Below are 17,205 nucleotides of genomic sequence, written 5' to 3'. Positions count from 1 at the left end.
ATGACTGGCAATCGCCCTACTCGTCCTGGCAACGCTCCTCAGCCGCTTCCTCGTCCCCCCAGGCCAGGGGATCCCAGCCGCCGGCCGCCTCAGGAAAATCGGGGCCCTAATTCTCCTAGAGGAGGCAATGGAGGGGGAAACCAGCCGCGCGGTGGAGGAGGCAACAATCCTCCGCCCTCGCCTTGGCTGGGTCACTCCTTGGATCCCACGCCCAGGCCGGATCCCACCGCTGGCTTTATTGAATATCTGCGCTGGATGCGAGCGCCGCTTGATGCTTCTAAAGACGGCACCAAAGCGGAGCTGGCGCACCAAGTGGAAACAACGATCAACCTTGGAGCCCGCCTGAAAGTTTTGAATGAGCGCACCCAACGCATTGCCAGCGACACCTTTCAGGTTACTTGTCCCTGGCGAATTCGAGTCGGTGGGGCCAAGGGTCCAGAGAGCATGTTGCTCCCCGCTTTCGATCCCTTAGGGATCCCTTACATTCCCAGCTCCACCCTGTGCGGCGTGGCCCGCTCCCAGGCCATTCGAGAGCTGATGCAGGAGCGCAATTTATCTTGGGAGCAAGCAGACAAAGCCGTAGCTCCTTGGTTTGGGCACCTACAAGCTGACGAAAAAGACAGGGCCGGCAAGGTTATCTTTTTGGATGCCTACCCGGTACCCAATCGGCCCCAACGGCGAGAGGATCCCGATAATTCTAAAACGGGGGGTCTAGCTGTAGATATTGCCAATAGTATCTGGAAATGGAATGGAAAAAATCTTGACTACTCGCCTAACCCTAACTTGTTCTTTTCTCTCAAGCAAGCCACTTTTTTAATTGGCCTGCGCAAAGGCCCCGGCTGCACCGATGAGATGCTGGATCAAGTCAAAGAGTGGCTGATCCAAGGGCTGGAGCAAGGGGTGGGATCCCAGGTGAATACCGGCTACGGTCGGCTGATCCCCTTAGGGAAATCACTGGACAAGAGCCAAGGAGAATTCTTGCGCCTGCCCTTTGAGCTAAAAGGCCAACTCATTCACGGGCGGCAGGTAGTCAACTGGAGGCCCGATAAGAATCGCTACGACAACCGATCCATCGCCGAAGTGCGGCCCGTAGCCTTTAAGAATATGCTGCGCTATTGGTTCCGCACCTTTGCCCTGGGAGTTTTGCCGGTCGATCAGGTGCAGGAGTGGGAAGGGCAACTTTTTGGCGCCATTACCCCTAAGCAAAAACACGGCTGGATCCATGTAGATCTCCTAAATGGCAAAGTCTCTCAGCCGGAGCCAGAGCCCAATCGGGAAGGAAGAAATAGACCCGCAGGCCGACAAGAAGGGATCCTCATCTTAAGTCTTTCTGGCGAGTGTCAAAACTATGCTTCCCAGGAAGATCAAGAGGCGGTGGAAAAGCTCTTTACTAACCTCACCTGGATGATGTTCCATCTGGGAGGTGTGGGTCAAGGAGCTAGAAGACCCTGCTACTCCCGCCAGAACCGGGAGCGGGCTCCCTGGTGGCGCGGCTCTACCCTAATTCCCAGGTCGGAGGATGCCTTTTGGAAGCTGGCGGAGTCGGTGGCCGGGTTTCAGAAGCTTTTCCAAAAGCGCCTGGGCAACTTCTTTGACGCTCTCAAGACTCTAACCAAGCAGGCCATTAACCCCGATAGCCCAAGAAGTGCTGGCCAGGTTCAGAGGGATAAATGGCCGCAAGCGGTGGATGCCAACTGCAGGATCGTAGTCTGCAGCGGCGAGGAAGATTTCAACAAACCCTATGCCCTGGCAACTTTGCATCGCTTAGGCCGACAAGATGAAGGCCGGTACGACAAATTCTTGTGCGGGGGTGTACAGGGAGGTGCTCTGCCCTCTCCGGTTTGGATTGCCGATTTGGGTGATTACCAAGTGGTTACCGTTTTTGGGGCAACGGCAGATCCTAGGAAAAAGTATCTTGAGGAGCTCAAGAAAGATGCTGATGATTTTCAAGTAATCTGGCCCTTGAGATAGAAGAAATCTCGAAGAATTTTTGGAGTAACAAAATGCCCAAAAAGAAGATCAATGCCAAAGTTCTCAGAAACCTTGTTACAGCCGTAATCAATGGCTCGATTACACTGGCCATTTTGCTCATTGCTCCCTTGGGCCTGGCAGCCGTGATTACCAACACTATTTTGGTTGCCATTGCCAGCTTCTTTTCTGGAAGCTTAACAGAGATGGTCATGGATCTTTTGTCAAGCCCTGAAATTGACGTGGAGGTTTTGCCAGAAGAGCGCCAATCCAAGACCAGCACTTCCATAGAGCCAAGGCGAGGCTCAGAGAGTCTGCGTCGAGATGATCAATAATGCGAACCTTGTATGTTTCCCAGCAAGGGTGCAGGCTAAGCCTCAGGCAAGAGTTTGTGCTGGTTCATTTGGGCGAGTCGCTCTTGCAAGAGATGCCTCTGCCCTTGCTGGAGCAAATTTTAATCTTTGGCCGCTCTCAGGTGACTACCGATGTTGTGAGGGAGTGCTTGAAGCGCAATATCCCCATTGCCTACCTCTCCCGGCTCGGCTATTGCTACGGTCGCCTCATTCCCATTGAAAGGGGCTACCGCCGCCTGGCCCATTGGCAACAGGCGCTCCCTGAAGCATGGAGACTGCAAACAGCAGCCCAAATAGTGCGAGCTAAGCTCCTCAATGGCCGCGTGCTGTTGATGCGACAACTTAGGCAGCGCCCCAGCGAAACCAGGGATCTAACCCTGCGCAGCCTGGAACACTTGGCCGCTCAAGCTCTGCAGGCTACTTCGCTGGATCAATTGCGAGGCATTGAAGGGATCGGCGCAGCTTTGTATTTTCCCGAATTGGGCAATTGCTTACAACAAAAAGGATTTGTTTTGATCAAGCGCACCCGACAGCCGCCCACCAATCCAGTGAATGCCATGCTCAGCTTTGGCTACATGGTGCTCTGGAACCATCTATTAACCCTGATTGAGCTGCAAGATTTGGATCCCTATCAGGGTTGCTTGCACGCTAGCAGTGAACGCCATGCTGCTTTGGTTTCCGATTTGCTGGAAGAGTTCCGAGCGCCTATTGTGGACTCACTGGTACTGTGGCTGGTCAACAGCGGTGTTATGGATATCCAAGAAGACTTCGAGTATCGAGATGGGGGCTGTTTTCTCAGCGATGCTGGCAGAAAGAAGTATCTCAAAGCTTTTCTCCAGAGAATGGAGGGATCCATCCAAACCCCCGATGGGGATCAACCCCGCTGGGATTTGCTGACGCAGCAGGTTAAGAAATTTAAGCATTCTGTCTATAATCCTCAAGACCTGTATCAGCCTTACCGGATTCGCTGATGTTTCTTTATGTCGTTACCTACGACACCCCTTGTGATAAGCGCCGCAAGAAAATTGCCGACCTGCTAGAAGGCTACGGCAAGCGCGTGCAATACAGCGTGTTCGAGTGTGTCCTCGACAAGGACAAGTTCGAGGAGCTCAAGCTACGGCTCCGGAAAAGGGTCAAGCCCGATGAGGACAGCGTCCGCTTCTATCCCCTCACCAGCCACGCCCTTGACCAAGTGGAAATCTGGGGTGGGCCCCCCTTAACTGCACCCCCCCACTCGATCGTTGTCTAGCTCAAGCAACTCTCCACCCACTTCAGTACTTGATGTTCTCAAAAGCACACAAAAACGGTATCAACGCTTTTGCGAGCGCCTCGCCAAAACCCGCAAAGGCCGATTCTTTCGTTGACCCGCTCGATGCCTTGCGCCACAAGGCTTTCAGGCCTCTCACCCCCCTCTCCCAAGCTCTTTTTTGCCCTCTTCGACCGACCCCCTCGCAAATGGGTCTTGCATTCCTTGCCCTGCTTGGGTTTAATAGGGGTAGAGTTCCCCCTTCGGGGGGATCCCTAGAAATTGGAAACGCTTCTTACGGCGGACCCGTAAGACCATTGCCGACAAGTTCCCCCTTCGGGGGGATCCCTAGAAATTGGAAACATGCCTAAGGCATACAGAACCTCGTTAGCCTCCCGCAAGTTCCCCCTTCGGGGGGATCCCTAGAAATTGGAAACTAGAAGAGGACTAAACTAGACTACTTGTAGACTACTGTTCCCCCTTCGGGGGGATCCCTAGAAATTGGAAACAACGCATAATTAACCTCCCTTGTGTGGGAATAAAGAACGTTCCCCCTTCGGGGGGATCCCTAGAAATTGGAAACCCTCAATAATGAGGAATTTGGTGTGGAATGTTTCAAGTTCCCCCTTCGGGGGGATCCCTAGAAATTGGAAACTTGCTAAAACTGAACTTACTGGATTTCACTCATCTGATGTTCCCCCTTCGGGGGGATCCCTAGAAATTGGAAACCTCGGACTGTAACATCTAACTCCTCATAAAAGGCTGCCTGTTCCCCCTTCGGGGGGATCCCTAGAAATTGGAAACTATTTTTAGGCAGGTTTAGTGATTCCCTGCCTTTAGGAGGGTTCCCCCTTCGGGGGGATCCCTAGAAATTGGAAACTTTTGTGATGGGCTTCTCAACCATGTTTACCTCCTTTACCAGTTCCCCCTTCGGGGGGATCCCTAGAAATTGGAAACACTCTGCAGCACGGCTGCAACCCCGAGGCAGTTTTACGGTTCCCCCTTCGGGGGGATCCCTAGAAATTGGAAACCGTTGTATCCGCAGCTTGATGATGCTGCGGATACCTTGTTCCCCCTTCGGGGGGATCCCTAGAAATTGGAAACAAGCAGTTGGGATGCAACGTTCAAGTAGTCGCCATCGAGTTCCCCCTTCGGGGGGATCCCTAGAAATTGGAAACTTTATACTCCATACCTACGTACATAGCTAACCTCCCAAAGTTCCCCCTTCGGGGGGATCCCTAGAAATTGGAAACGAGAGATCTCTGTGGTGCAGGCGATCCCCTGTGGATGTTCCCCCTTCGGGGGGATCCCTAGAAATTGGAAACTCCAACCCTATCCCGAATCGTGCTGCTGCCCTCTTGAGTTCCCCCTTCGGGGGGATCCCTAGAAATTGGAAACAATTTGCTCAGCAGACGTGTATATGACATTATTCTGTCGTTCCCCCTTCGGGGGGATCCCTAGAAATTGGAAACTTGATGAGGACGGCTATATACATTGGATTCAGACAAAGTTCCCCCTTCGGGGGGATCCCTAGAAATTGGAAACGCGAAAGATTACTTCCAGATTACCGCTTCAAACTCACGTTCCCCCTTCGGGGGGATCCCTAGAAATTGGAAACACCTATGTACAGGTCCAGTTGGTTAGGCCAATTTCAGGTTCCCCCTTCGGGGGGATCCCTAGAAATTGGAAACTTGATAACGTAACCGTTCCTGTCTTTATTCCAAATGGTTCCCCCTTCGGGGGGATCCCTAGAAATTGGAAACTTGCAGCCTTGATTAAGTTACAATCCGAGAGCTTCTCGGGTTCCCCCTTCGGGGGGATCCCTAGAAATTGGAAACTGTGCAATGCCACTGCGGGGATCCAGGTTGTCTTCAGTTCCCCCTTCGGGGGGATCCCTAGAAATTGGAAACAAAACGTGTAGACTGCTAGATGGAGGTTGATTATGATGTTCCCCCTTCGGGGGGATCCCTAGAAATTGGAAACCTCCCCCAACACACCCAGGTATTTCACCTGGGTGTTGTTCCCCCTTCGGGGGGATCCCTAGAAATTGGAAACTGTTTGGCTGCCTCAACGTCATACTGCGTGATGACTGTTCCCCCTTCGGGGGGATCCCTAGAAATTGGAAACCACAGGTGAGCAGGAAGCTCAAGGAGATGTACCCCACAGTTCCCCCTTCGGGGGGATCCCTAGAAATTGGAAACCTTGACATACTCAACCTCATCCCAAATATTTTGGAGGTTCCCCCTTCGGGGGGATCCCTAGAAATTGGAAACAGTTATATACTCTATACTCATAAACCTCCCTACTGAGCTGTTCCCCCTTCGGGGGGATCCCTAGAAATTGGAAACATTAACTATGTACAAGGTTCAAATTCTGCGTTTCAGGTTCCCCCTTCGGGGGGATCCCTAGAAATTGGAAACTTCGATTAGGAAACCCATCGACAAGTTCCTCGCTGGTTCCCCCTTCGGGGGGATCCCTAGAAATTGGAAACAGCTTGCAGACCTGATGGCTAGACTGGGGATTTAGTGTTCCCCCTTCGGGGGGATCCCTAGAAATTGGAAACACAGGTCAGAGTCGATGGTGTAGTCATCACGTAGGGGTTCCCCCTTCGGGGGGATCCCTAGAAATTGGAAACTGGCAGCCCGGTACGCGGCTTTTGCCGCCCTGATTTGCTCGTTCCCCCTTCGGGGGGATCCCTAGAAATTGGAAACTGCAGATTCATTCTGCCGGGAAGTGGTATCCTAATCCACGTTCCCCCTTCGGGGGGATCCCTAGAAATTGGAAACTTTAGTTATTCGTTTTTAATAGTTTGGAAGATCTCGTGTTCCCCCTTCGGGGGGATCCCTAGAAATTGGAAACGTGGATCTGGAGGACTCAATTGGAGAGCAGGTATTGGGTTCCCCCTTCGGGGGGATCCCTAGAAATTGGAAACCATAGGTGTTTTCTTCCCTTGGCTAAGGGAAGAGGCAGTTCCCCCTTCGGGGGGATCCCTAGAAATTGGAAACAGTGATACGGAACATAGTCTTCAAACTTCTCGTATACGTGTTCCCCCTTCGGGGGGATCCCTAGAAATTGGAAACACCAACGGGTACGATGTGTACCTAAACCCTGAAGACGTAGTTCCCCCTTCGGGGGGATCCCTAGAAATTGGAAACCCTGTACTTGCTAACACAGGTACAAGTCGTGGAATGCCGTTCCCCCTTCGGGGGGATCCCTAGAAATTGGAAACAGCTACTAAACATTGATAACAATAAGGAAGACTCTACAGTTCCCCCTTCGGGGGGATCCCTAGAAATTGGAAACCGTTCAACAAAACGTTGAAGTGGTATTGCATTTTGTGTTCCCCCTTCGGGGGGATCCCTAGAAATTGGAAACTTCTTAACGAGTTTGAGCATAATTTTCCTGTTTTCACGTTCCCCCTTCGGGGGGATCCCTAGAAATTGGAAACTGGGTAACCCCAGATGAGGGGCTCTGGACCAACCCCAAAGTTCCCCCTTCGGGGGGATCCCTAGAAATTGGAAACTTTTGAAGGCAGGCTTCAGTCATTCCCTGCCGATTGTTCCCCCTTCGGGGGGATCCCTAGAAATTGGAAACTGCCTGATTGGCAGCCTTGATGGGGGAAGACTAGATCAAGTTCCCCCTTCGGGGGGATCCCTAGAAATTGGAAACACCGTGGATAGACTCTACAGGTGTTATACACTTGTGGGGGTTCCCCCTTCGGGGGGATCCCTAGAAATTGGAAACTTTACCAAGCTTGTGTTTACCAGCATTTGGATAACGTGGTTCCCCCTTCGGGGGGATCCCTAGAAATTGGAAACATCAATTACCTCTTGGGTTAGTCGCAAAGTCTTCATTGTTCCCCCTTCGGGGGGATCCCTAGAAATTGGAAACGATATCGACTAGGTTAATCTAAACCTCCCCCTCAAGGTTCCCCCTTCGGGGGGATCCCTAGAAATTGGAAACTGTATGTTTACAATCCCTTTAACAAAGGGGACTTCATGTTCCCCCTTCGGGGGGATCCCTAGAAATTGGAAACAAAGAGGAATTCCGGTGGCTGATAGACCACATGGACTGGTCGTTCCCCCTTCGGGGGGATCCCTAGAAATTGGAAACATTTGATCGCGAGTCAACCGTGTGCAACCTTTGACGTTCCCCCTTCGGGGGGATCCCTAGAAATTGGAAACGTCCGGTAGGCGTTGCGAATATCCATATAGACTCCTCGTTCCCCCTTCGGGGGGATCCCTAGAAATTGGAAACGCTCCTCTCTCCCTCGTTCTCCAAACACTGTATAAAGTTCCCCCTTCGGGGGGATCCCTAGAAATTGGAAACCAGATGTCATGAATGGGGACAGAAAAGCCGTAAGCTTGTTCCCCCTTCGGGGGGATCCCTAGAAATTGGAAACACCATGTAGTAGTTGGGGTAGGCTGTGCCGAACATTTGTTCCCCCTTCGGGGGGATCCCTAGAAATTGGAAACTAGAAGTTCTGGACATGGCTATTTCAGAGATTTTAGTTCCCCCTTCGGGGGGATCCCTAGAAATTGGAAACCAGGGCACGGAATGCCCTCGAGGAGTTCAGTCTCTTGTTCCCCCTTCGGGGGGATCCCTAGAAATTGGAAACTATTATAGACTAAGTCAGATATGGGCACCGCTTCGTTAAGCGGGTTCCCCCTTCGGGGGGATCCCTAGAAATTGGAAACGTGATTCACCTGCTGAGATAGGAGGATGATTATGGCTGTTCCCCCTTCGGGGGGATCCCTAGAAATTGGAAACGTGAATTTCCCTGCGGATGGACTACGACCTTCGGCGTGTTCCCCCTTCGGGGGGATCCCTAGAAATTGGAAACCCCAAAGTTTTGACTGCATTTGGAATGATGATTAGATTGTTCCCCCTTCGGGGGGATCCCTAGAAATTGGAAACATGACGAGTCTAGCTTCGATTATGATTCTGAAGACTGTTCCCCCTTCGGGGGGATCCCTAGAAATTGGAAACAACTCCAACACCCAACTCTGGGTGAAATTGACCTCTCCTTGTTCCCCCTTCGGGGGGATCCCTAGAAATTGGAAACTTGATAGAGACCTCAACAACATGCAATGTTTGGTCCTGTTCCCCCTTCGGGGGGATCCCTAGAAATTGGAAACAATTGAGCGTTAGCAGGGCTAACGTGGGCTTTATAAAGTTCCCCCTTCGGGGGGATCCCTAGAAATTGGAAACAAGCCTTTTGGTCCACCAGGTTGCTTACAAACTTCTGGTGAAAGTTCCCCCTTCGGGGGGATCCCTAGAAATTGGAAACTCCTCCAGTACGACCCAACCGTCGTAGCAGGGTGCCGTTCCCCCTTCGGGGGGATCCCTAGAAATTGGAAACATCTCGAGGTCAATGGTGAAAGCCTGAAGGCCCGGATCTGTTCCCCCTTCGGGGGGATCCCTAGAAATTGGAAACATAAACTCAAGGTAAATACCGGATCAGCTTTTGCACGTTCCCCCTTCGGGGGGATCCCTAGAAATTGGAAACACCAGGTTTTTGAAACGCGAATCCCCTCGAATGGCTTTGTTCCCCCTTCGGGGGGATCCCTAGAAATTGGAAACATAAACTCAAGGTAAATACCGGATCAGCTTTTGCACGTTCCCCCTTCGGGGGGATCCCTAGAAATTGGAAACACCAGGTTTTTGAAACGCGAATCCCCTCGAATGGCTTTGTTCCCCCTTCGGGGGGATCCCTAGAAATTGGAAACCTGGGCCCGATTTGCTTGGGTGAAGGTGCCACTTGTGCGTTCCCCCTTCGGGGGGATCCCTAGAAATTGGAAACAAGATGGCCTCAGACTGCTTCTGTAGCCATGAAGCAAACGTTCCCCCTTCGGGGGGATCCCTAGAAATTGGAAACCCCAGGCGTTTGGCTCGTTAGCGGCGAAACTCGGCGTAGGTTCCCCCTTCGGGGGGATCCCTAGAAATTGGAAACCTTGCATACCATCAAGCATTCTTCCAAACAAAAAAGGGTTCCCCCTTCGGGGGGATCCCTAGAAATTGGAAACAGTTAATCGTTAGCTCCTCTGCTGCCGGATCGATCTCTCGTTCCCCCTTCGGGGGGATCCCTAGAAATTGGAAACAAGCAAAGACGTCCAAGCAGAATGGCCACCGGTCGTACCGGGTTCCCCCTTCGGGGGGATCCCTAGAAATTGGAAACTTGAGTCTCTTCAGTTCGTTGGTGAGTTCATCTCGGAGTTCCCCCTTCGGGGGGATCCCTAGAAATTGGAAACTCTACCATTGTGTACATAACTACCTCCCTTTTATTGGTTCCCCCTTCGGGGGGATCCCTAGAAATTGGAAACCTAACCCCAACTACGACACTACTAGAATTTACTTCGACGTTCCCCCTTCGGGGGGATCCCTAGAAATTGGAAACTCCTAGTGTAGTGGTTGAATACCGCTACAACCCACACGCGTTCCCCCTTCGGGGGGATCCCTAGAAATTGGAAACGGGAAGCCCGAGGGCTTCAGCCACGGACATGCGGATGTTCCCCCTTCGGGGGGATCCCTAGAAATTGGAAACCTAATTAAAGGGAGGTTTGTATGCAGCTGCACTTTGAAGTTGGTTCCCCCTTCGGGGGGATCCCTAGAAATTGGAAACCTTTAAACAGTCATTTGCCTGCCGTAGGCTCTTTGACTCCAGTTCCCCCTTCGGGGGGATCCCTAGAAATTGGAAACTGAAATACCTGGGTGCTGGTGTTGGGGGAGGTTAGTCTAGTTCCCCCTTCGGGGGGATCCCTAGAAATTGGAAACATCCTGATCCTGATCCCGATTGCGCCGATCCTGGGGATGTTCCCCCTTCGGGGGGATCCCTAGAAATTGGAAACCTGCGAGAGGCTGCAGAAATCGTCCGGATTTTAAAGGAAGGTTCCCCCTTCGGGGGGATCCCTAGAAATTGGAAACTCTTTGGATCAAAATGCCACTTCCCTGCAGAATGAATCTGCGTTCCCCCTTCGGGGGGATCCCTAGAAATTGGAAACTTTAGCTGCTGAAGTTGGTTAGGATCCAGCTTAGCGTTCCCCCTTCGGGGGGATCCCTAGAAATTGGAAACGACCAGCTTGGCTTTGAATCTCACTGAGAGAGTAATTAGGTTCCCCCTTCGGGGGGATCCCTAGAAATTGGAAACTCAGCCCATTCGGACTTCGCGAGAGCGGTAGATTTACCGGGTTCCCCCTTCGGGGGGATCCCTAGAAATTGGAAACTTTACGTGAAGTACCACAAGGTTTAGTAGGATCAGTTATTGTTCCCCCTTCGGGGGGATCCCTAGAAATTGGAAACAAGAATTCGGAGTGAAAGCCACTGTCCCCCTAGGGACGTTCCCCCTTCGGGGGGATCCCTAGAAATTGGAAACAACATCCGACTTAGTGGCTTGGTCATACAAACCTCCGTTCCCCCTTCGGGGGGATCCCTAGAAATTGGAAACACCTAAGGACTGAGATCCATTAGGTAGCCTTTTTATCTTGTTCCCCCTTCGGGGGGATCCCTAGAAATTGGAAACAAGCGTGCAGTGCGGATATACCACCTCGGGAGCGGGCTCATGTTCCCCCTTCGGGGGGATCCCTAGAAATTGGAAACTTGTTGACCCACCGCGGATAACCATGACTACCCCATCAAGTTCCCCCTTCGGGGGGATCCCTAGAAATTGGAAACTTGGAAGATCTCGTCTATCTCACGAAGATTGAATTCGTGTTCCCCCTTCGGGGGGATCCCTAGAAATTGGAAACTCAACTCGCCAAAGGTTGGCTTCCACCAGGAAGCTGTTCCCCCTTCGGGGGGATCCCTAGAAATTGGAAACCAACTCCGGAAGCTGACCGTATGGTCAGTGAAAGACCGGTTCCCCCTTCGGGGGGATCCCTAGAAATTGGAAACCGGATGCAGTAACATCTGCAATTAACTGCAATTGCAAGTTCCCCCTTCGGGGGGATCCCTAGAAATTGGAAACGATGATCCGGATTTACTTATTAGTATTGCCGGATTTTGTTCCCCCTTCGGGGGGATCCCTAGAAATTGGAAACTGCCATACGATCCTCCCTTTAATTGGGATAAACAACGTTCCCCCTTCGGGGGGATCCCTAGAAATTGGAAACAGCAGACGGGTGTATTGTGCAGTCCTGAATATACTTGTGTTCCCCCTTCGGGGGGATCCCTAGAAATTGGAAACAGTTATGTTCACGAAAGAAGAAATCCTCAGCAACCAAGTTCCCCCTTCGGGGGGATCCCTAGAAATTGGAAACAGTACATTGTTTTACCGTTGATGCTACGTACTATGAGGTTCCCCCTTCGGGGGGATCCCTAGAAATTGGAAACACCCGGTTCCACCCGGTTTCTAGAATTAACCAGTAGTTCCCCCTTCGGGGGGATCCCTAGAAATTGGAAACCGAGGTGGCTTGGTGGCGCGAGTACACCTCGTATTTTACTGTTCCCCCTTCGGGGGGATCCCTAGAAATTGGAAACATGGTCAGCGCCGTTTGTGCGCTCACACAATACTAGCAAGTGTTCCCCCTTCGGGGGGATCCCTAGAAATTGGAAACTTGTTGAAACGCTTCCTAGCGCGCTCGCGCTTTTGTGGTTCCCCCTTCGGGGGGATCCCTAGAAATTGGAAACATTACATAGTAATGGGGATGCGTTTCGTAGCCCCGGAGTTCCCCCTTCGGGGGGATCCCTAGAAATTGGAAACCGGGGTCCCACGTCTCGAGGTCGGTGAGCCAATCAAGTTCCCCCTTCGGGGGGATCCCTAGAAATTGGAAACCTTCCTGGGGCAATTAAGGCCCGTAGAGGGAATGTTTCAGGTTCCCCCTTCGGGGGGATCCCTAGAAATTGGAAACGGTGGATTGTCTTCACATCTAGGCGAGGCGTTCAACCTGTTCCCCCTTCGGGGGGATCCCTAGAAATTGGAAACTATCAAACGGACTCCGTTTTGTTTAAACTCCACCTTACGGGTTCCCCCTTCGGGGGGATCCCTAGAAATTGGAAACAAGCCGGAGGTGTTCCTGGGTATACGACCCAATACTAGTTCCCCCTTCGGGGGGATCCCTAGAAATTGGAAACTAGAGGTATTGGACGACGGTGTCGTGCCAACCTTCTTCGAGTTCCCCCTTCGGGGGGATCCCTAGAAATTGGAAACTACCGAAGTTGTAAGCGTAACGGTAGATGATGGTGTCGTTCCCCCTTCGGGGGGATCCCTAGAAATTGGAAACATTTTTAGGCAGGTTTATGTCATTCCCTGCCTTAGGGTTCCCCCTTCGGGGGGATCCCTAGAAATTGGAAACTACCTGATTGAGAGAGCTTCTTAGCGATGGAAGTTGTTCCCCCTTCGGGGGGATCCCTAGAAATTGGAAACTAATCGTGACCTATACGATCCGGATCCCTACCGCCGAGTTCCCCCTTCGGGGGGATCCCTAGAAATTGGAAACGCTCTTGTAGATAATCTAGGTGCTTTGTTCCCCTAAAGTTCCCCCTTCGGGGGGATCCCTAGAAATTGGAAACATAGGTAGTACTCCCTTAGGCATACTCTTGGGTTACTCAAGTTCCCCCTTCGGGGGGATCCCTAGAAATTGGAAACATAGGTAGTACTCCCTTAGGCATACTCTTGGGTTACTCAAGTTCCCCCTTCGGGGGGATCCCTAGAAATTGGAAACGCCATCTCATTCTCTTCCATAGGCCGTAGTCCCTTTAGTTCCCCCTTCGGGGGGATCCCTAGAAATTGGAAACAGTTAACTCTTTAATTACGTTGTTTAACTTAGCTGTTTGTTCCCCCTTCGGGGGGATCCCTAGAAATTGGAAACACCCGCAGTCTTGCCAGAGCAATCAGTAGAGTAGGCTGTTCCCCCTTCGGGGGGATCCCTAGAAATTGGAAACATCATTCACATATGCTTCATAAAATTCTTTAGTAGAGTTCCCCCTTCGGGGGGATCCCTAGAAATTGGAAACACTGCATCAAACATATTTAAACCTATATCATGTGATGCGTTCCCCCTTCGGGGGGATCCCTAGAAATTGGAAACGGGACACAGATGGCGATACAGTCCTTGTACTGAAGGTTCCCCCTTCGGGGGGATCCCTAGAAATTGGAAACTATAACAGATGAATGTAATGCTAAAGCTGGTTGGGTGTTCCCCCTTCGGGGGGATCCCTAGAAATTGGAAACTATGCATATAGCCCCGACAAGGGGATGATATGGTATTGGGTTCCCCCTTCGGGGGGATCCCTAGAAATTGGAAACTTCTCACTGCCTTAGGAGGTTACCATGATTATTAAGGTTCCCCCTTCGGGGGGATCCCTAGAAATTGGAAACGAGTGCCCGCCTGAGTGGCACGATCACGCAAGCCTCATCAAGTTCCCCCTTCGGGGGGATCCCTAGAAATTGGAAACTATAACGCATACAGCCCTCCCTTCATTAGGGATAAAGTTCCCCCTTCGGGGGGATCCCTAGAAATTGGAAACAGGATTTTCCTGGGTGTTCTTTATTCCCACACAAGGGGTTCCCCCTTCGGGGGGATCCCTAGAAATTGGAAACCAGTTTAAAGCGATCGGGGGGTTTGGGACGATCCCCTGGTTCCCCCTTCGGGGGGATCCCTAGAAATTGGAAACACTGTACTACGTAATTCCAATCTACAAATTGGTCAAAGTTCCCCCTTCGGGGGGATCCCTAGAAATTGGAAACTTTAGGAATAGTCATAGCACCCTCCTAGGGTAAAGTTGTTCCCCCTTCGGGGGGATCCCTAGAAATTGGAAACAGTATTTACTTTTGGCTCTAGGCTAGATGAGGGTTGATCTAGTTCCCCCTTCGGGGGGATCCCTAGAAATTGGAAACAGAACTGCATGCCCCGCAGCACACGTAGTGGGTCTTCAATGTTCCCCCTTCGGGGGGATCCCTAGAAATTGGAAACATCCCCCTTCATGGGCAGTGATGGGCTGCACGCTAATCGTTCCCCCTTCGGGGGGATCCCTAGAAATTGGAAACCACCATCGCTCCAGCCCTCCTCGATCATTAACCAGCGGTTCCCCCTTCGGGGGGATCCCTAGAAATTGGAAACACCCGGTTCCATCCGGTTTCTAACACGATCCAGTGACGTTCCCCCTTCGGGGGGATCCCTAGAAATTGGAAACTGGGACATGCCAGTCGTACCTATCCTGAACCATCCAATGGTTCCCCCTTCGGGGGGATCCCTAGAAATTGGAAACTGTTCCTTGGTATACTTGTACATGGGACCTCCCTTTCAAAGTTCCCCCTTCGGGGGGATCCCTAGAAATTGGAAACACAAGCCACCGCCCAATCCGGGCATGGCCAGTTATCTTGTTCCCCCTTCGGGGGGATCCCTAGAAATTGGAAACTTGAAGAGGTGCATAGACCCAGAACACGATGACCTCGGTTCCCCCTTCGGGGGGATCCCTAGAAATTGGAAACATCGAAGCTGCAAACGACGACTGGGAGGCTGTCCGTGTTCCCCCTTCGGGGGGATCCCTAGAAATTGGAAACTAAGCTCAACAGGATACTCCCTTAGGCAGGTAGAAAGTTCCCCCTTCGGGGGGATCCCTAGAAATTGGAAACTTCCCCCATTGCCCACCCAATCGGGGTGGGATTCAAGTTCCCCCTTCGGGGGGATCCCTAGAAATTGGAAACACGGAGCTTTCTGTGTCTAATTCCTCCACTTGTCCTGTTTGTTCCCCCTTCGGGGGGATCCCTAGAAATTGGAAACGCCCATGAGGGACTTGGCCACTTCTCTTCATCTACCTCGTTCCCCCTTCGGGGGGATCCCTAGAAATTGGAAACTCGAGCCGAGCTTTACGCTCGGCTTCGAGCCGAGCTGTTCCCCCTTCGGGGGGATCCCTAGAAATTGGAAACTGCCCTCTTCTTGGCACGGTGTGTCAACGTAGACATATTGTTCCCCCTTCGGGGGGATCCCTAGAAATTGGAAACTTTCGCATCTACGATTACCAATCGGCAACTCTCATTCGTTCCCCCTTCGGGGGGATCCCTAGAAATTGGAAACTTTGCATGGCTTTGCGCTGTATCAGGATGCGGAGCTGTTCGTTCCCCCTTCGGGGGGATCCCTAGAAATTGGAAACAGTATCGTACTTCCAAAAGACTAAAGAGGCCTTCCTGGGCGTTCCCCCTTCGGGGGGATCCCTAGAAATTGGAAACGTGACCCTAATTTTGGGGAGTACTGGGATGAGTACCTAGTGTGTTCCCCCTTCGGGGGGATCCCTAGAAATTGGAAACATCGGGAACAAAACCTTCTACTGGAATCACAGCAAGTTCCCCCTTCGGGGGGATCCCTAGAAATTGGAAACGTTTTGGTGGAATAATTCCACCACCATGTAGCGATTGTTCCCCCTTCGGGGGGATCCCTAGAAATTGGAAACAACCGCAGTACGGGCAAGCGTGAGAATCGCTCATAAAACCTCGTTCCCCCTTCGGGGGGATCCCTAGAAATTGGAAACCAACCTCCTAAGGCAGGTGAGCGACTAAACCTGCCTGTCTAGTTCCCCCTTCGGGGGGATCCCTAGAAATTGGAAACATTTATGCGCCAACTGATTCTGGCGATCCGAAATAGTTCCCCCTTCGGGGGGATCCCTAGAAATTGGAAACGCCACCGCGTCCAGGAGTTCGGGATCCGAGCAGTCTTGTTCCCCCTTCGGGGGGATCCCTAGAAATTGGAAACTGGCTGTCTAGTGGACTACCAGTTGATCACCCAGTGGTTCCCCCTTCGGGGGGATCCCTAGAAATTGGAAACTGCATAGCGCTCGCCTAGGGCATCAGCACCGCGGCAGCCGCGTTCCCCCTTCGGGGGGATCCCTAGAAATTGGAAACTCTGAAAACTCTTGGCAAGGCGATATCCCTTCCTGGTTCCCCCTTCGGGGGGATCCCTAGAAATTGGAAACCAAGACGTAAAAAGGCCCGTCAAGCTATCAAACAAGAAGTTCCCCCTTCGGGGGGATCCCTAGAAATTGGAAACCACGACCATTGATGAGACACGCTTCGTTTTTCCATTCGGGTGGTTCCCCCTTCGGGGGGATCCCTAGAAATTGGAAACCCGGTAAAACGGGGTTGCGCCAAGCTTCGATGTGGAGTTCCCCCTTCGGGGGGATCCCTAGAAATTGGAAACACCACGCCGTCCAGAAACTTCCGGATCTCACTCATGGGGGGGTTCCCCCTTCGGGGGGATCCCTAGAAATTGGAAACGAGAATGTTCTAGCGGTACCCCCGAGATGCCTCAGGGGCAAGTTCCCCCTTCGGGGGGATCCCTAGAAATTGGAAACCGATATGAGAATACAGCAGTAGACATAGAATCCTCCTAGTTCCCCCTTCGGGGGGATCCCTAGAAATTGGAAACCACGGACAAAGCAACCCGGATCCCCGCAACCGCAGGGGATGTTCCCCCTTCGGGGGGATCCCTAGAAATTGGAAACCTTCACATGGATGGACTGACCAGTCCATGTGTGTGAGGTTCCCCCTTCGGGGGGATCCCTAGAAATTGGAAACATCAAACACCCAGGAGATAATCCTAGGTGTTCTTTTGTTCCCCCTTCGGGGGGATCCCTAGAAATTGGAAACCACGGACAAAGCAACCCGGATCCCCGCAACCGCAGGGGATGTTCCCCCTTCGGGGGGAT

At 52.0% G+C, this 17,205-nt stretch carries 4 protein-coding genes and 1 CRISPR repeat array; all 4 genes read left to right on the top strand.

Translation table 11 applies throughout. The features are described from left to right. The 4 genes from ACVWXZ_RS10620 to cas2 are packed head-to-tail and all read left to right on the top strand — an operon-like array spanning position 1 to position 3,570. Entirely contained in the window at positions 1 to 1,971 is a 1,971-nt protein-coding gene (locus tag ACVWXZ_RS10620) for an RAMP superfamily CRISPR-associated protein (protein ID WP_457403838.1), read from the top strand. Positions 1,972 to 2,003: 32 nt separating this feature from the next. Then, on the top strand, positions 2,004 to 2,303 hold the full coding sequence (csx18, locus tag ACVWXZ_RS10615) for a CRISPR-associated protein Csx18 (protein ID WP_099812781.1): 300 nt from the start codon (positions 2,004 to 2,006) through the stop codon (positions 2,301 to 2,303). Next, positions 2,303 to 3,292 carry a CRISPR-associated endonuclease Cas1 gene (gene cas1, locus ACVWXZ_RS10610; RefSeq protein ID WP_099812782.1) on the top strand — a complete coding sequence of 330 codons (990 nt, stop codon included), beginning with the start codon at positions 2,303 to 2,305 and terminating at the stop codon, positions 3,290 to 3,292. Before csx18 ends, cas1 begins: the two co-directional genes overlap by 1 nt. Beyond that, the gene (gene cas2 / locus ACVWXZ_RS10605; protein ID WP_011431332.1) at positions 3,292 to 3,570 is read left to right on the top strand and encodes a CRISPR-associated endonuclease Cas2; all 279 of its coding nucleotides are present in this window, start codon (positions 3,292 to 3,294) and stop codon (positions 3,568 to 3,570) included. Before cas1 ends, cas2 begins: the two co-directional genes overlap by 1 nt. A 251-nt stretch (positions 3,571 to 3,821) precedes the next feature. Continuing rightward, positions 3,822 to 17,146: a CRISPR direct-repeat array (repeat unit 36 nt; unit sequence GTTCCCCCTTCGGGGGGATCCCTAGAAATTGGAAAC). Positions 17,147 to 17,205 lie beyond the last annotated feature (59 nt).

The sequence above is a fragment of the Thermostichus sp. MS-CIW-38 genome (assembly GCF_054058415.1).
This window is presented reverse-complemented; position numbering and strand designations above follow the sequence as displayed.

What these genes read in the sequence shown, in the direction of transcription:
- ACVWXZ_RS10620 (WP_457403838.1), top strand. Translation starts at nt 1, where the DNA reads ATGACTGGCAATCGCCCTACTCGTCCTGGCAACGCTCCTCAGCCGCTT.
- cas2 (WP_011431332.1), top strand. Translation starts at nt 3,292, where the DNA reads ATGTTTCTTTATGTCGTTACCTACGACACCCCTTGTGATAAGCGCCGC.
- cas1 (WP_099812782.1), top strand. Translation starts at nt 2,303, where the DNA reads ATGCGAACCTTGTATGTTTCCCAGCAAGGGTGCAGGCTAAGCCTCAGG.
- csx18 (WP_099812781.1), top strand. Translation starts at nt 2,004, where the DNA reads ATGCCCAAAAAGAAGATCAATGCCAAAGTTCTCAGAAACCTTGTTACA.